The 15437-nt window shown below is 46.7% G+C and carries 14 protein-coding genes; 10 read left to right on the top strand and 4 right to left on the bottom strand.

The genetic code is table 11. The features are described from left to right. Positions 1–3: 3 nt before the first annotated feature. Together ACKU41_RS05270 and ACKU41_RS05265 are read left to right on the top strand one after the other, a co-directional pair. On the top strand, positions 4–1494 hold the full coding sequence (locus ACKU41_RS05270; protein ID WP_321404493.1) for a hypothetical protein: 1491 nt from the start codon (positions 4–6) through the stop codon (positions 1492–1494). Then, a complete protein-coding gene (locus ACKU41_RS05265) occupies positions 1495–2610 on the top strand; it encodes a hypothetical protein (RefSeq protein WP_321404491.1) in 1116 nt (371 codons plus the stop codon). Positions 2611–2624: 14 nt separating this feature from the next. Here the strand turns inward: ACKU41_RS05265 and ACKU41_RS05260 are convergent, their stop codons facing one another. From ACKU41_RS05260 to ACKU41_RS05245, 4 genes are all read right to left on the bottom strand, one after another. Next, positions 2625–2951, bottom strand: coding sequence for a hypothetical protein (locus ACKU41_RS05260; protein WP_321404490.1), 327 nt, complete (start codon positions 2949–2951; stop codon positions 2625–2627). Positions 2952–3044: 93 nt separating this feature from the next. Beyond that, on the bottom strand, positions 3045–3221 hold the full coding sequence (locus tag ACKU41_RS05255; RefSeq protein WP_321404488.1) for a hypothetical protein: 177 nt from the start codon (positions 3219–3221) through the stop codon (positions 3045–3047). 11 nt (positions 3222–3232) lie between these two features. Then, on the bottom strand, positions 3233–3898 hold the full coding sequence (locus ACKU41_RS05250; protein WP_321404487.1) for a phage antirepressor N-terminal domain-containing protein: 666 nt from the start codon (positions 3896–3898) through the stop codon (positions 3233–3235). 569 nt (positions 3899–4467) lie between these two features. After that, positions 4468–4626: a hypothetical protein gene (locus tag ACKU41_RS05245; RefSeq protein WP_321404485.1), complete on the bottom strand. Its 159-nt coding sequence runs from the start codon at positions 4624–4626 to the stop codon at positions 4468–4470. A 90-nt stretch (positions 4627–4716) separates the two neighbouring features. Between ACKU41_RS05245 and ACKU41_RS05240 the strand changes: the two genes are divergently transcribed. From ACKU41_RS05240 to ACKU41_RS05205, 8 genes are all read left to right on the top strand, one after another. Beyond that, on the top strand, positions 4717–5574 hold the full coding sequence (locus ACKU41_RS05240) for a hypothetical protein (protein WP_321404483.1): 858 nt from the start codon (positions 4717–4719) through the stop codon (positions 5572–5574). Positions 5575–5582: 8 nt separating this feature from the next. Continuing rightward, entirely contained in the window at positions 5583–6584 is a 1002-nt protein-coding gene (locus ACKU41_RS05235) for a hypothetical protein (protein ID WP_321404482.1), read from the top strand. Then, positions 6584–8404, top strand: coding sequence for a hypothetical protein (locus ACKU41_RS05230; protein WP_321404481.1), 1821 nt, complete (start codon positions 6584–6586; stop codon positions 8402–8404). Before ACKU41_RS05235 ends, ACKU41_RS05230 begins: the two co-directional genes overlap by 1 nt. A gap of 54 nt (positions 8405–8458) precedes the next feature. Further along, positions 8459–11029: a LamG-like jellyroll fold domain-containing protein gene (locus ACKU41_RS05225; RefSeq protein WP_321404480.1), complete on the top strand. Its 2571-nt coding sequence runs from the start codon at positions 8459–8461 to the stop codon at positions 11027–11029. Then, positions 11029–11253 carry a hypothetical protein gene (locus ACKU41_RS05220; protein WP_321404478.1) on the top strand — a complete coding sequence of 75 codons (225 nt, stop codon included), beginning with the start codon at positions 11029–11031 and terminating at the stop codon, positions 11251–11253. The genes ACKU41_RS05225 and ACKU41_RS05220 overlap by 1 nt, the downstream gene beginning before the upstream one ends. Before the next feature lie 448 nt (positions 11254–11701). Then, complete coding sequence (locus ACKU41_RS05215; protein ID WP_321404477.1) at positions 11702–13654, top strand: class I SAM-dependent DNA methyltransferase; 1953 nt, start codon at positions 11702–11704, stop codon at positions 13652–13654. Further along, positions 13654–14976 carry a restriction endonuclease subunit S gene (locus ACKU41_RS05210; RefSeq protein ID WP_321404475.1) on the top strand — a complete coding sequence of 441 codons (1323 nt, stop codon included), beginning with the start codon at positions 13654–13656 and terminating at the stop codon, positions 14974–14976. Before ACKU41_RS05215 ends, ACKU41_RS05210 begins: the two co-directional genes overlap by 1 nt. Beyond that, positions 14976–15416, top strand: coding sequence for a hypothetical protein (locus ACKU41_RS05205; protein WP_321404474.1), 441 nt, complete (start codon positions 14976–14978; stop codon positions 15414–15416). Before ACKU41_RS05210 ends, ACKU41_RS05205 begins: the two co-directional genes overlap by 1 nt. Positions 15417–15437: the final 21 nt, after the last annotated feature.

Here is a 15437-nt window from a genome sequence, read left to right as displayed (position 1 = left end):
TATATGGCAGTTCCTTTGGTAATGACTCCCGTTGCAGGGGTAGATAAATCAGCCAGTGCAGCAAACATTTCAGAAAATGCCTTGAGCCGAGGCTACAACGTTTATTACGACCCCGGCACAAGCAAGCTTTCCACCCGTCCCGGCTTTAAATGTGTTACGGCTTCAGCTCTTCCCGGTGGAATTAATGCCTTGTGCCATTTCGGAGGCATGGCAGGCGCGGAACCATTCAGCTACGTAATGTGCGTGTCTGCTGGGAAGTTATATAAACTGAATGGGGTTGCATGGGAGGAGGTGGCAACACTGGAAAGCAATAATCCGCAGATAGTCACCTTTAATTCAAAGCTGATTATAGCTGACAGCGGGGAAGGCTTGAAAGCATATGACGGTACAACCGTATCAACCCTTGCCGGGTCACCCACAAAGCCTACTGCGGTGAAGGAAGTCAACAACCGTTTGGTTTCCAACTCTGAAGACATGCCGGACTACTTTTTTCTTTCAGCAGCGGAGAACCACGACAAATGGACAGCAGAAGACGGCGGCTACAAAATTCCAGCCGGGTATGGTGACGGTCTCAAGGTCAACGGCTTTGCGACTCTGCACGACAAGCTTGTTGTCTCTAAGTCTTCCAGTGATGAAAAGCGGCTCTATGGTGTAAGTTTGGCTGGGGATGCTTCGGCATGGTCCACCATTCTGCTTTCCGCTGAAAATGCTGCAATTGGTCCTCATGCAATTAAGAGTCTTGGCAATGCTGTCTACTATATAGATACGGACGGATTTTCCAGGCTCTTTCCTACCGATACTTACGGGGACGTTGCTGTGGACTCCGAGATTGGTTTCACCATGGCTTCCGAGTTTCGCAGGTTTTGCCGGAATGCTGAAACAATCAGCCTGACGTGGGTTCCCTCCCTTGGTGCGCTGGTCTGTATCTTCAAGGGTGGTGGCCTGAAGGAATTTCACATTTTCAACCCTCGTCACGGTTTTACAGAATGGGAGGCCGCAGACTTTAAGGGCTTGAATTGTGTCTGTGAGGCTGGTGGCAAAATTTATCTCGGCTCCGAGTCCGGCTATCTTTATGAAATGCATACCGCTGGAACAGACGAGGTTGCCCCCGGTGTCGCCTACAACCTTTGGGGCGTGACCCGGTTTAAGTTGTTCGAAACCAGTAACGGGAAAGACCTTTTTCTTGAGGCCGGAACAAAGGTCAACGTGGATTATATCACCTCAGGCTCATACAATCTTGAGGTGTACGCCGGGAACGCTGAAAACAAGGTGTTGCTACAGAGCTTCGATACCGTTAGCGGTTCAGCCCAGCAAGAGCTTTACGATGCGGACACAAGTGTAGTTGATGCAACTTATGGCCTTGATTCCTCAACTTCAGGGCAAGACGTATGCCGCTCTAAATTTAGAGGCAAGGGCTTAATGTTTCAGCTGAGAACTCATTCTGGATGCCGGGTAGCAGTTAATTCAGTATGCGCAAGTGTACGGGAGGTTTAAATGGGATTTAATGGCACAGCTAGCGGAGGCCGGGCCGGGAGCATGGGCAATGCGGACGGAGGTAGTTCCGATCCTCGCAACTCTCGTAATAAGGGTAACGGAAACACTCATTCTTCATGGAATGCTGTTGACGGCTGGCACGAGGTTTCAAACGCCCTGACAAAAGAAAGTCTAACTGGCAATGGACGCATGACCACCGCCCATGGTTGGAGCGATCCGACAGGAGTTGCGCGGGAGAAAGCTTTTTATAATGCAGCAAAAAGACAGTCCCGGTTGCAAAACGAATATAAGGCCCGACAAGACTTCTTAAGTCAAAACCTACCTGACGTGAACCCGCTTGACGTAGGGACGGTGCGCGGAATCCGGCAGGATATTACCGATGCAGTGAATTATGGAGACCTTGAAAGCCTTCGGGAGACATACGGCCTTGATACCTCCGGGCTTTCGACAAGTCACAAGGCGTCCGGCTGGATTGATGGGCTGTTCAGTTCGTTTGGTAAGGAGCCGGACAAAGTGGAGACTCAGCCGGGACTTGCGAAAGATTATTTAAGCCGGGGGCTGGTTGGATATAACGACAAAGGGGACCTTGAGCTTACAACCAAAGGCCAGATGTACGGAAGCATGCAGGCGTTGGGCGTTATGCCGGGGTTTGGGTCTTTGTCTGGGCTTTTCGGTGGTGCGCCTAATACCACTGATATTTCATACAAAAAAATAGGCAATTTTATGTCAGGACTTGCGCCAATGAGCGTCCCGCATATAGGGATAGACGCCGCTAAAGCCCTTGCCGTGGGTGCCTCCCCTCTTGGAGGGATGGCAGACCTATTTGATTACAGCACTGATATTGAAACAATGGGAATCGCTCCCGGCGGTCAATCGTTGTTTGATTTGGGGTTTGACGGCAAAGTAAATGGCTATAATCAGGATGTTTATTCATCAATGCTTGACCGGGCTGAAAAAATGTCAACTCCTAACGAGTTTGCAGGAGAGGGAAACGGAGCGGATCAATTCTTCTCTGATCCTGCCAAGGTTCAAGCCATGTTTAACCCTGTCGAGCAAAGGCCGGGACTAAGCTGGACTTATCCGCAGTGGTGGCAGACCTTTCATTCGAACACCTAAAAAGCATATGAGATTTAGTCTTTTAAGCTTTTAGGTATAGGCCACCCCACAACGCCTTGTAAAAGGATATCGGTCCCAACAGAAAGAACTTGATTTACATTGTCACGAGCGTCCTGTTTTGCCTGCTTCTTCTCCTCGGCAGTCTGGGAATATTTAGTAATATTGATAGTCCCATTATGAGAAGGCAATTCTTTGCTGGTGCTGGTTTCAGGTGATTTGCTAATATCAACCACAACGGGCTGAGTGCGAATGCGCCGCAGTTCTTCTTGTGAAAGGCGGGGCTTTTTGCTGGCGCAACTGACCAGCAGGCTCAGCAATAAAATTGTAATTAGCTTTTTCATGATGTTTTCCTTTGACAGGGATAATAATCAAGAATTGTTAAGTTTGGCAAATGAAAAGGAAAGCCCCCGGTCAACAGACCGGGGGCCATAAAACTAACCACTCAACTCGTTGGCTCCATCCTGAATCCCACGGGCCAGCATGGCGGCAACTGATGTTAGGGCTTTTGATTCAACTTCAGGTAGTGTGTAGGTGATAATATCTTCCAATGCACTGGCAAGATAGTAAATGTCGTCAATAATCTCTGTCTCGCTGTCGAATTCAATGTGCATAATGTCCCCTTTTAGCTCTTTGAAATCATACGTACAAAGGACTCCAAGTCCCGGAGGCCAGCTTGCATTTGTAGTAAAGCGTCCTCTACGTCCCTCACACTGCGATCAATTGAATGGACAAGGTTATTAAATACGGCAAGTTCTCCCGGTGAGGGATTTAGCGAGGTGGGCATAACCAGCTTATGGACAATGTTCTGGCGAAGCTTGACCGGGGTAAGGTCTATGGGGGTGTTCATGTTCTTCTGAGCCTGAATGATGAAATCAAGCAAAGAAGGCTCTTTTTGGACTGAGGCAGGCGCAGGGTATGTTCGGGGATTAATAGCGGAACCGCTGTTCCAATAATCCCAAAGCGCGTTGTCACACTCCTTTTGAAAGAGGACTACTTGTTTTCGGGTGTCAGGATTGTGAACTTTGTTGGGATTAATTGAGGCAAAGAAGGCGGGGAGCATTCTTATTGGTAGACAGAGAGCCTGTCTTGCTCTGCCGTCTTTAGCAACAGAGGGCATCATAACCCCTTTCCAACGAGCTTGATTTGTTTTGATTTTTCTCTTTTGGGTAGTCCAGTCCATGCCCATGCTTTCAACTATTGTCTTCATGGGGGTGTAAGGTTCGCCCTGATGGGAAAGGATAAAAAGGGTGTGTCCGTGAAAGGGTACGGGGGAAAGCTTGGAACTCATTGGTTCTCTCCTACGATTTTTCGAGCAGCACCTTTCAGGATAAAAGATGCCGGGAGTTCGAACCCCTCGTAGGTGGGGCTGGCTAGTTTAGGCCAAAGCCTTGGACATTTCACCACTCCCGGCAAAATACGGATGCAATAATATCATGCCCTTGCATGGACGCAAGCAGAAATAGGGCACAAAAAAGCCGCTTCTGTCGGGGTGGCGGTGTCCGCCTACGATTGGAGTTTCGACGCTCCGTTCACAGACACTAGAAGCACGGAAAGGGGGAGGTTGTCAAGAAAGTATGTCTATCGATCAGCTGCAAACAGTAAGTAACAATCATATTTGTTACCTCTTTTGATGAAATTAATATTTTTTCCATAGGGAGTGATTTCAGCCCACATTGTGCACTTTCTCGTTTTAGTTTTCCCCTCAACGTATTGTTGTGAATACTTACCATTTGTGTAGGCGGTAGCAGATGCACCATTATTGAAATATATCTGACTTGTCGTGGAAGGTTGATATACTTGAGCATAATGTCCTGAACCCTGCGATGTCTTGCTTGCAGACCAAGTATATAGAGTGTTTCAGTTTTTAAGTTTTTTTTGTGAGCTAGGGTAGCCTGCGTATGAAATTAAGCATGATTCATCAGGGCAATTCTTTAAGTTATTTAAAAATGGCCCGGCAACGCCTCCACATCCACTAACCAAAAATAAAATTAAACAAATAAGTATTATATTTTTCATAAAAACTCCTTCTCTAACCCTCTAAACGAAGCAGCTAATTTTTTCAATAAGCCAACGCACAGGACGTGCAAAAATCACAGGAAGTGAATTATGGCAGATACCTACACTCCTTACGGGAGCAATAACACCACTGCGCAAAATGTTGTAAACTCAGCCCTGAATAAGGCTCAGTCCACCCTTAACGGGATGAAAACCCCGGCGTACCCCACCTATACGGGCGATCAGAAACAAGGCCCGACACAGATGAATTATTACCAGCAGACGCAGGCCCCACAATACCAGACTACCGGGCCGCTGATGGGTGGTGATTATGATGCCCTTCAGAAGGCATACGAGCAACCCGCCTACGATGCTTATGGCAAAGCGATCGTGAACACTCAAAACGTTTTCGGTAACAACGGCATGTACGGATCAGTCGGTAACAACCTTATGTCCGATGCTATGGGCTACAACCAACGAGCTTTGAATACTGGATTGTCTGACGCTGTTGCCCAGCGGTACAAAATGCAGCAAACCGACATGGACCGCATGAGACAAGAGAACGAGAACGTTGCTAAGTTCGGGCTTATGAATGCCCAGCGTCAGGACGATTTCAATAAAGGCAAGTTGGCATGGGATTACGGGCAAGCTGAAAACCAGCGCAATTGGACCAACGGACAGATTGACAGCAAATTTGCCTACGACCTAGCCCAGAAGAACTGGGACATGACTGGAGAACAGCGCATTTTCGACAACTCCGCCAACCTTGCAGCCGGGGCGGGGTCTTCTGCTAACGCTCAAATGCAAGCACAGGCAAATCAGTATGCAGCCGATAGGAACTATGATGCCGTTAGAAACACCAACAGCACTAACAGTTCTAATGGTTGGCTTGGTGCGGCGGGTGCTGGCCTTGGTGCTGTCGCCGGGTCTGATTGGTTCGGCGATTGGATGAGCGGCCTTTTTAACTAGGAGGGAGTATGGACGGACAGGGCGCAAACGCCTTTATGCAAAACTTTTTGAGCGCATTTAATACAGGTCAGGATCGAAGCACCAGAAGAGAGCGCTACGAGACCTTGCGTGAGGAGCAGCAAAAAGACCGGGATTTTCGAAAGTTGCAATTCGACTTTCAAAAAGATCAGACAAAACGAAGCAACGACATTGCAGATTTAACCCGGCAAGCAAATTCACTGGCTTTCTCAGGTCAACTTCAAGGTGATGCCGAAATATATGGCAGAGATAGCCGAGAGCTAGAATCTAAATATGGTTTTAACCCTTACGGTTATGTTTCGCCTCAGGCCATGAATTACCAGACCCCGGAGCAGCAAAGGAAGACCAAGATTGATACCGCTGCAACAATCGCAGCTATCAACGCGAAGTATTCAGCCCTCGGCAAGACTCCTAAGTTTGATGTGATTGAGGACGGAACAGGGAACCAAAAATACATCATCAAGGGCAACACGATTCCAACAGGTTGGAAAGTCTCAAAGCCTGCGGCAGTTAACATTAATCAGGGTGGCGGCGTAATTGTCGGTCCCGGCGGAGTGAAGCTGTCTGCAACTGAAGTTAGAGATAACCGCAAGGCTTTGGGAGCGACAGAGGGGGTTAGCAACTCTCTTGATCGTCTTGAAGAGCTTGTAAATCAGTATGGCTGGGAACCTTCGACCGGATTCAATGCAGAAACTGTGGCCCAAATGGAGGCTGCACACCGTGGCGTTCAAATGGAAATGAAGGAACTCTTGAATCTTGGAGTTTTGAACGGTCCTGACCTTGAGCTTATGGACCAAATACTTCTGAACCCAACAGAGGTTCCCGGTAACCCTCTCAAATGGGCCAATAGACAAGATGCATTGCTTGCTTCTTATCAGGAGGTCCGCAAGTTGCTGGAGCGCAAAAAAGCTCAGTTTCAAAAGAATCTCGGCATTCAGGAGCAGCCGCCGAAAACACAACAAAACAACCCTGACCCTCTGGGGATTAGATAATGGACATTAAGACTATCCGTGAAAAGTATCCTGAATACGAAGATGTAAGCGATCTTGAACTTGCACAGGGACTTCATAAAAAATTCTACTCTGACATGTCTTTTAACGACTTTGCCCAGAAGGTCGGTGTAAACCCTGATCCGGTTGAAGCCAGAGAGTCAGGTACTGACTGGGGTCGAGTCGGAGCACAAATGCTGGGCGGGATGATTGGGGGCGGTTTGGGGCTGGCCTCCCCCATGCCCGGCGGTGCTTATATCGGAGGAGGCTTGGGTGATGCTATGGGCGGACAAATTTATGATCTTGGAAAAGAGTATCTATTTGGAGGCCCAAGCAAAACCTTTCAGGAGCGCATGACCGATTCTGCGGTAGATGCGACTATGGGGGCGGTTGTCCCTAAAGCTTTCGATACTGCTGTTGATGTGGCTCGGCCTGTAGTTAAGGGCATGTTGGCTCCGGTTAAAAACCGTCTTGCCGGGGCTGGAGCTAAGCAGCTTGCACAGGATTATTCAGACCTTGGAGTAAGGCCGTCTGCCGGGGCAATTTCCGGCAACAATGCTGTACAGGCCACAGAGCAGGCTTTTTCTCAATTGCCAGCTTCAGCCAGAACCATGCAGGAAGCAGCAACGCAAACCGTTGATGATACGGCAGCAGCGGCAAGGTCTTTGGCAAATGAATACGGTCCTGTGCTCACTCCGCAGGGGGCAGGGGAGCACATTAAAGGTGCAGCAGAGGCCGCAGTAAATCGCTTTAAGGGACGTTCCCGAACCCTATACAATGCCGTAGACGAATATTTTCCCAAAGGGGAAGAGGTGCCAATTGAAAATGCACAGGCGTACTTACAGAATACACTCGCCAGCTTTGCCGATGCTCCAAACCTTGGGGTTCGATTCACCAAGGGATTACAGGACATAGCCGGAAGGGTTGCAAAGGATGCGCCGGACGGTGTTCTGGATTTCCAAACCCTGAAACGACTGAGGACCGAGATAGGCAACGCTCTTGGGGACAAGTTTAACGCTGTAGATGATGTGAACAGAGCGCAGTTGAAGCAGCTATACGGAGCGTTGGCCAATGACCTTGAAGCCGCAGCTATGGCGAAAGGGGGCAATGCTCAGAAGGCTTATCAGCTAGCAAACCGTTATTACCGTCAGCAAATGACACACAATATTCCTACGCTTGAAAAGGTATTGCAAACCAAGACCGATGAAGCTGCATTTAATCTGGCTGTTTCCGGGGCAAAGGACGGCGGGTCACGACTTGCTATTCTGCGCAGAAACTTTCAGCCGGAAGAGTGGGACACTGTAGCGGGTACGGTACTCGGCAGGCTTGGCAGAGCAACCCCCGGCAAACAGGACGTTGCAGGGGAGGCTTTCAGCGTAAACAGCTTTTTGACCAACTGGAACAGGCTTGCCCCGGAATCAAAGGCGGCTCTTTTTCAGGGGTCCAGATATAACAATCTTCCTAATGAACTAGATAAGCTCGTCAGGGTTGTTGCCTCTCAGAAAGACGTTGCAGCTATGGCGAATAATTCAAGGACCGGGCAGGCCATAGGAACAATGGCAACATATATGATGCCGTTGACCGGGTTTGCTTCAGGTGGTGTTGGTGGTGCCATTTCCGGGGCTGCTGTGTCACTTTCCCCTTATGCAGGAGCAAAGCTGATCACTAACCCCGGCTTTGTAAAGTGGCTCACGGATGGGGCCAAGTTAGCACAGGTTGTTCCCGGCAGTATGAAAAGTCAGCTGCTGAAATTGCCCGTAATCGCAAAGCTGAACCCTGAAATTGAAAACGAAATTAACCAATACCTGAATTCTCTCAAATAAGCACAGGACGTGCACAGCTTCACCAAAGGTGAACAACTTCACAGGATGTGAAACATGGTAGAAAGTGATTACAGCTATGATGCGGACAGCATTGACACCACTCCCGGCGGGGACTCTGTAAAAAGCTCTATCTTGGAGAAAAACCAAGCAAGGGTTGAACAGGCCCTGATTCACCTAAATAGTCACAAAAACCGCACCGACTCCCACGGCACAGCCTCGGCAATTGTCGGGATTGACGATACACAGATTCTGAAAAACAAGACTCTTGTTGACCCCATACTTACCTATGAAGCGGAGCCAGCACAGTGTGCACCTGTCACCCGTGAATGGGTAGAGGGGCAGAGCAATCTGGCAGTGACTCAGGCCGGGACCGCACGAGACGAAGCGGTTGTTGCCAGAAATGAAGCGGTAGCAGCCCGAGATATTGCGGTTGATGCTGCGGAGACTTTAAAAATTACTCCGGTCCCTGTTTTGTCCGGTGACGCTTCTGCTAACGAAGGGGAGAACACTGTTATTACTGTCTCCAATCATGTCGACGGCAACATTTATCAAGTTTCCGTAACTGGCGGTTCTGCTGCGGCGTCAGGCGGTCAAATCACATGGGGAACACCTAACGTTGACGCCGACACTGATTATATTATGACCGTTTATGCTGCAAAGCTGGGTTTTCAGCAGTCGGGGGTTGCTACACACTCCATCACAGTTAAAGACGTCCCTGTGCAGGACGGCCCGACAATGGCCTTTGCTGATTCTTCCGCAGGCTATCCCGGTGCTACTGTTGATGCAGACGGCGTACATACCCCGGCCCATTCAGTCGGTGCGGATAATACGAATCAGGTTGTTAGCGCAATCCCTGAAATTCTGGTTGTCAACGGCAAACTGGTTTTGCTGGACGGCACAACCGAATCCATTCTGAAATTGGCAATACTCCTTGCTTCCGGAGATGTGATTATTACGGATCAGGGAGAGTGTGTTGTTGCAAGTGTCACTGATGATTCTGTAGATGCGTCAACAACTCTTGACATCTTTGGTGATGGGTCGTGTGTATCTTGTGTTTCATTTAATGGGAATGTAAATGATCTTGGATCATACGATGATTATACATTTGATGTTTCCTCTGGGTATACAACTGGTAAGTTTGGACAAGCTCTGAATCCACCAGCAGCCAATAACGAAGCTCTTGTATCTGGCACCAACGCTATACCTCTTGGCGAAGAATTTACATTATCTATCTGGCTGAAAAGGGATGCTACAAAAACCAGTTGGTTTTTTTCCGCGGAGTCTGGTGATGATTACCAAACGCCAATTGTAAATAAAAACTATGGCGTGTACAGAGCAGATGCATCAACTCTCCACTACATGATACAAGGTGGTGGGGTAATGGGGTCTTTTGAGGATCCAGAAACAGAATGGTACCATTGTATTTGGGAATCCTCGACTGCTGGGTCAAATTTTTATCTCAATGGCGAGAAAAAGAATGCAAGCCCCCACCCCCACACTGACGTAAATGTTCTGTATTCTATTTATCAACTAGGGACAACACAAGCTACACCAATGGATCAGTTTCGTGTTTTTAATCGTATTTTGACTGCGGAAGAGAAGACTCGTCTGTATACTGAAACGAATCCAGTTTATACCACAACTCTTGTAGAAGCTCTCCCAGATATCCCTACAAAGGCAGTCAAACAGCCTGACCTTGCACTCAAGGTAGGCGCAGGCGTAACCGGAGAGTATCTGGGTCAGGAAATCCCGTTGGTTTGGGGGGCAGGATCGACTACCTCCGAGCTGAAATTCGATTCCACCACTTCCCTTGTGAATAACCTTTTCGTGCTGGAAGGCGTACATAACAACATTGAAATTGATGGAGTTGACCACAAAATCAGTGGTGTAAATGAGGTTGATAACAGTACCCCAGCGTTAGCGGGAACGTGGGAGGAAACTGTATCAAGCGCAAGGAACATCGGTTCTGTGTCGGGGTTACATTTAGGTGTAAAATTTGTTGCTGAATTTAATCTTCTCGAGAGCGTGCTGTTTGATACGTTAGCAGGTAACGATTACGTTCTTGTAGGACAACTTTATACTGATGTTGATGGAAGCCCCGGAAGTCTAATTGCGGAAACGTCAAGTGTAACGCTTGATGGCTCGGATCAATATCAATTCGCGTGGGAAACCGCACAAGAACTGACGGTGGGTGCCTCTTATTGGATAGTACTGGAACATCAATCAGGAACAGGTAACCCGGCTTTTACTACCGTTTCGGACGTTACTGGTGTTGGTTCCACCAGAGGGGATACAATATCTAATTTTACTGATGATCAGATTGGTGGAGCGAGTGAAGACTGGTGGTTTAAGCTCAGCGGGTCGCAGACTGAATATATAACTACCGCAACCCTTGAAACCCCGCTTACGTCCGCACCTGCCGGAACCGAGATTGTAAAAATTCCTAACCGCTGCAATTTAACCCCTGCCAGTTATACCCAAGAACTTGATGGGGAAGACCTCAAAATAACCGGGGCAGAAATTGAGTTGGAGGATAACCCCGATCTCAAGCGGTTGGCTATGTCCGTCAGCGGTGAAGGGGGTATATTTAAATCCGGTAAAATTTATATCAAGGAGAAATTGTAGTGAGTGACGTTATACATAAAGTCGAAGAACAGGCCGGGGTGTCCATCCACCGTGAGATTCCGGGAAAGCGCAGCCATGAGGATTTTGATGTAAGCCAGATGAGCAGTGAAACCCGTGCCGCTTTCTGCAGGGTCTGCCGGGATGGTGGAGCAACACCAGAGGATTACAGGCATGTTTTTGAATCCATTCTGGGGCGGACCGTGGTTGGCGAGATATTGAAATAGATAATTTGATAGAGAATTAAGCGCGTTCTTTGACGTGTTTTTATCCCCTGTCCGGGCTTGTTCCGGGTGGGGGATTTTTGGTTGTTTTACTCACCATTCACTCACCTTTTAAGGCTACAGAAGGGCGTTTTTTGTGTCTTTTTTACCAATTAAGTTAATTACTTAGTGTTTTTGGCTAGAGACTCTTAATCCGTTGGTTGAAGGTTCAAGTCCTTCGTGGCCTACCACAGTAAATACAGGGTGTTAGATTAATAGTCTAGCACCCTTTTACTTTTTCTAAAAAATACCTTTCCATATCCTCTCCCGGTCCTCTCCCGGTTTTAAAACAAAAAAATTGTTTTTTTGAAGTTCTCCCATTACAAGCATTTCGAGTGCTGAATTAACAATACTATTAATAGCATAAATAAAAAAGTTCTGCTTTTTATGTTAAAAATATAAAGGATTATCAATGGTCAATTTCACAGCTACTGCTAATCTTATCTGGGCTGTCGCGGATTTGTTGCGCGGTGATTTTAAGAGATCTCAATATGGGCGTATCATTTTGCCATTTACTCTGCTGCGTCGCCTTGAGTGTGTTCTGGAGCCGACAAAGGCGGATGTTTTAAAGACTGCCGAGCGATATAAAGAGGATCAAGACGCTCTTCCGAAGATGCTTAAGCGTGCATCTAAGCATCAATTTTATAATACTTCCCCCATGAATCTCAGTAAGCTTGGTGAAACTCAGATTCTCGATAACCTTGAAGCTTATGTGCAGTCCTTTAGTTCCGAAGCCAGAGAAATTTTTGAGCATTTTCATTTTTCAGATTTTCTTGAGCAATTGGATCAGGCCAATTTATTGTTCCTGGTGGTGAAAGAATTTATTGATATGGATCTTTCCCCTCAAAAAATTAGCAACTTTGAAATGGGGCTGGCATTTGAAGAGCTGATCCGGAAATTTGCTGAATCGTCCAACGAAACTGCCGGGGAGCATTTTACTCCACGCGACATAGTACATCTGGCAACAAATCTTGTTTTCATGGATGACGATGAAAGTTTGACTCAAGATGGAGCTGTACGCACTCTTTATGATCCGACTGCGGGAACCGGAGGTTTTCTTTCTGAGGGTACTGCTCTTATGTCAGAGATGAATAAGAACGCAGTTATCCGCGTGTACGGTCAGGAGCTTAACCCAGAGTCTTACGCCATTTGTAAGGGGGATATGCTCATCAAGGCTCAGGACATTACTCAGATTAAATTAGGCAATACACTGTCTGATGATCAACTGCCATATGAGAAATTTGATTACATGCTTTCCAATCCTCCTTTTGGCGTGGATTGGAAAAAGGTGCAGAAAGTCATCAATGATGAACATAAAGAAAAGGATAAGGGAAGATTCGAACCCGGCTTACCCCGTGTTTCTGATGGTTCTCTGCTATTTCTCCTGCATCTTGTCAGCAAAATGCGTCCCGTAGAAGAAGGTGGCTCACGTATCGGTATTATTCTGAATGGATCACCTTTGTTTACTGGCGGGGCCGGTTCCGGAGAAAGTGAGATTCGCCGCTACATTCTTGAAAATGATCTGCTCGAAGGCATCATCGCTTTGCCTACAGACATGTTTTATAATACGGGAATAGCCACTTATATCTGGATTCTTTGCAATCGGAAGAGTGAAGAGCGTAAGGGTAAGGTTCAGCTTATCAATGCTACAGATATGTTTGTTCCTATGCGCAAGTCTCTCGGCTCTAAGCGCAGAATGATTGATGATGACCAGATTGATGAACTAGTCCGTTTGTTCGGTCACTTTGAAGCTGGTGACACCTGCAAAATTTTTGATTCCACCGCCTTTGGATATCGCCGCATTACCGTAGAGCGTCCTTTGCAATTGGCTTTTTATCCCCATGAGGAAGCACGCATTACCGCGCTTACAGAAGACAAGCCATGGACCAAGTGGCCGGAAGAGCTTCAAGAGGCCACACTTTCCGCGCTTGCCGATCTGGACGAGAAATATCTTTCCCGTGATGTTTTCAAAAAAGACCTTAAAGATGTTGGGCTGGCGCTTTCCGCTCCGCAGTTCAAATTACTCCAAAAGCATCTATCCAAGCATGACCCGGAAGCCGAGATTTGTATGGTTGGGGGTAAAATAGAGCCTGATCCGTCTCTTCGTGATTATGAGAACGTCCCTCTCTCTGAATCCGTGGATGAATACTTCGCTCGTGAAGTCTTGCCGCATGTTCCCGATGCATGGATTGATGAGAAGAAGATTGACGAAAAGGATAAGAAGCCCGGAATTGTCGGCTATGAGATTCCTTTCAATCGCCATTTCTACAAGTATGTGCCGCCTCGTCCGCTGGAAGAGATCGATGCTGAGCTTGACGCAGTAAGTGCCGAGATTATGGACCTTCTGAGGGAGGTTCATTCCTGATGGGTAAGTACAAGCCATATCCGGCTTACAAGGATTCTGGAGTTGAGTGGTTGGGGGATGTGCCGGAGAGGTGGAAGATATTTCCAGCTTTTAGGTTGTTTAGAGAAAGAAGGGTTCAAAATAATAAAGGGGAGGAAACAAATGTTCTCTCTCTTAGTTATGGGAGCATAGTTAGACGCAACATTGAAGATAATTTTGGTTTATTACCTGAATCTTTCAATACATACCAAATTGTGGGGCTATGGAATATAATTCTGCGTCTTACAGATTTGCAAAATGACAAGCGTAGTTTGCGGGTAGGTCAAGTTAAAGAAAAAGGTATTATAACTTCTGCTTATCTATGTCTTGAGGCAGCTTCTGAAATTTATCATAGTTATGCATATAAGTTGTTGCATAGCTACGATTTGGTGAAAGTGTTTTACAGTATGGGGGGAGGACTGCGCCAATCTATGAAATTTGCAGATTTGCGGCGCATGCCAATTTTGTGTCCACCGTTTGAAGAACAAGCCCAAATAGCAGCATTCCTCGACCACGAAACAGCCAAAATTGACCGCTTAATCGAAAAGCAGGAAAAGCTCATAGAACTGCTTAAGGAAAAGCGGCAGGCGGTAATATCTCATGCCGTGACCAAGGGGCTTGATCCTGATGTAGAGATGAAGGATAGCGGGGTTGAGTGGTTGGGGGAAATTCCGGCGCATTGGGAGGTAAAGCGATTAAAGCAAATTTCTTCATCAATGAAGGCAGGTCCGTTTGGCTCCTCTTTGATAAAAGATAATTATACCAAAACAGGAATTAAGGTTTATGGGCAAGAGCAGGTTATCGCAGATGATTTTTCTATTGGCGACTACTATATATCAAATGAAAAATTTCTTGAAATGACACAATATGCGGTTTTTACAGGAGATATTTTAATTAGCTGTGTTGGCTCTTTTGGGAAAATTGCGATTGTCCCCGACAATGCAGAACGAGGTATTACTAATCCACGACTTATTAAAATCACACTGGTGAATAGTATTATTCCAGTTTTTTTTAAACGTCTTTTAAGAAGTAAAGTTACTTTTGAACAGATGAGTTTGATGAGTCGCGGGGGAACTATGGATGTCATCAATATTGGCATCCTCTCTGAATTGATATTACCGATTCCTTCGAAAGCGGAACAAATCGAAATAAATAATTTTTTAAATATAGAAACTACCCGCATCGATAAAACTGTTAGGCTAGCACAAAAACAAATCACCCTCCTCAAAGAACGCCGCACAGCCCTAATCTCAGCAGCTGTGACCGGGAAGATTGATGTGCGGGATTGGAAGGCTGAAGGCTAATGATTCAAGCTGTCTGGCAATGGTTGGGTAATAACTCTGGTCAATTCGCTGTCCTCATTGCAGTAATCCCTCCCAGCTTTGGAGCGTTGCTTTATCTCTTTCAAAAACGGCAGGAGTTGAAAAATAAGCATTTTAAAACATACCACGCGCTCGTTAAGCAACTGGTAGAGGGAGAAAAAGACAGCGATTTAATGCTTGATAGACAGCTTGCTGTCGTTTTTGAGTTGCGTAATTTTTCAGAATATTATGAACCCTCTTTAAGAATCTTGGTGGGACTTAAAGAGTCATGGGAAAAGAATAGTGGGCGGTCTCGTCTAATCGACGAGATAGAGGAAACTATCAGTTATATTGAGAGCCGTAGACGTTGTAGAACCATTTTTCGTGAAATTGTGCCGTATGCAGCGGTAGCTTCATTGATAGCTGTTTTTCTAATTGCTTAGTTGTTTTGTGTTTTTGTCAAA

Origin of the sequence: Maridesulfovibrio sp. (assembly GCF_963678865.1) — a bacterium.
Lineage (GTDB): Bacteria > Desulfobacterota > Desulfovibrionia > Desulfovibrionales > Desulfovibrionaceae > Maridesulfovibrio.
This window is presented reverse-complemented; position numbering and strand designations above follow the sequence as displayed.

Excerpts from the sequence above, each read along its gene's own strand:
- ACKU41_RS05205 (WP_321404474.1), top strand. The coding sequence starts at position 14,976 with ATGATTCAAGCTGTCTGGCAATGGTTGGGTAATAACTCTGGTCAATTC.
- ACKU41_RS05250 (WP_321404487.1), bottom strand. The coding sequence starts at position 3,898 with ATGAGTTCCAAGCTTTCCCCCGTACCCTTTCACGGACACACCCTTTTT.
- ACKU41_RS05240 (WP_321404483.1), top strand. The coding sequence starts at position 4,717 with ATGGCAGATACCTACACTCCTTACGGGAGCAATAACACCACTGCGCAA.
- ACKU41_RS05260 (WP_321404490.1), bottom strand. The coding sequence starts at position 2,951 with ATGAAAAAGCTAATTACAATTTTATTGCTGAGCCTGCTGGTCAGTTGC.
- ACKU41_RS05255 (WP_321404488.1), bottom strand. The coding sequence starts at position 3,221 with ATGCACATTGAATTCGACAGCGAGACAGAGATTATTGACGACATTTAC.
- ACKU41_RS05230 (WP_321404481.1), top strand. The coding sequence starts at position 6,584 with ATGGACATTAAGACTATCCGTGAAAAGTATCCTGAATACGAAGATGTA.
- ACKU41_RS05215 (WP_321404477.1), top strand. The coding sequence starts at position 11,702 with ATGGTCAATTTCACAGCTACTGCTAATCTTATCTGGGCTGTCGCGGAT.
- ACKU41_RS05235 (WP_321404482.1), top strand. The coding sequence starts at position 5,583 with ATGGACGGACAGGGCGCAAACGCCTTTATGCAAAACTTTTTGAGCGCA.
- ACKU41_RS05210 (WP_321404475.1), top strand. The coding sequence starts at position 13,654 with ATGGGTAAGTACAAGCCATATCCGGCTTACAAGGATTCTGGAGTTGAG.
- ACKU41_RS05270 (WP_321404493.1), top strand. The coding sequence starts at position 4 with ATGGCAGTTCCTTTGGTAATGACTCCCGTTGCAGGGGTAGATAAATCA.
- ACKU41_RS05225 (WP_321404480.1), top strand. The coding sequence starts at position 8,459 with ATGGTAGAAAGTGATTACAGCTATGATGCGGACAGCATTGACACCACT.
- ACKU41_RS05265 (WP_321404491.1), top strand. The coding sequence starts at position 1,495 with ATGGGATTTAATGGCACAGCTAGCGGAGGCCGGGCCGGGAGCATGGGC.
- ACKU41_RS05245 (WP_321404485.1), bottom strand. The coding sequence starts at position 4,626 with ATGAAAAATATAATACTTATTTGTTTAATTTTATTTTTGGTTAGTGGA.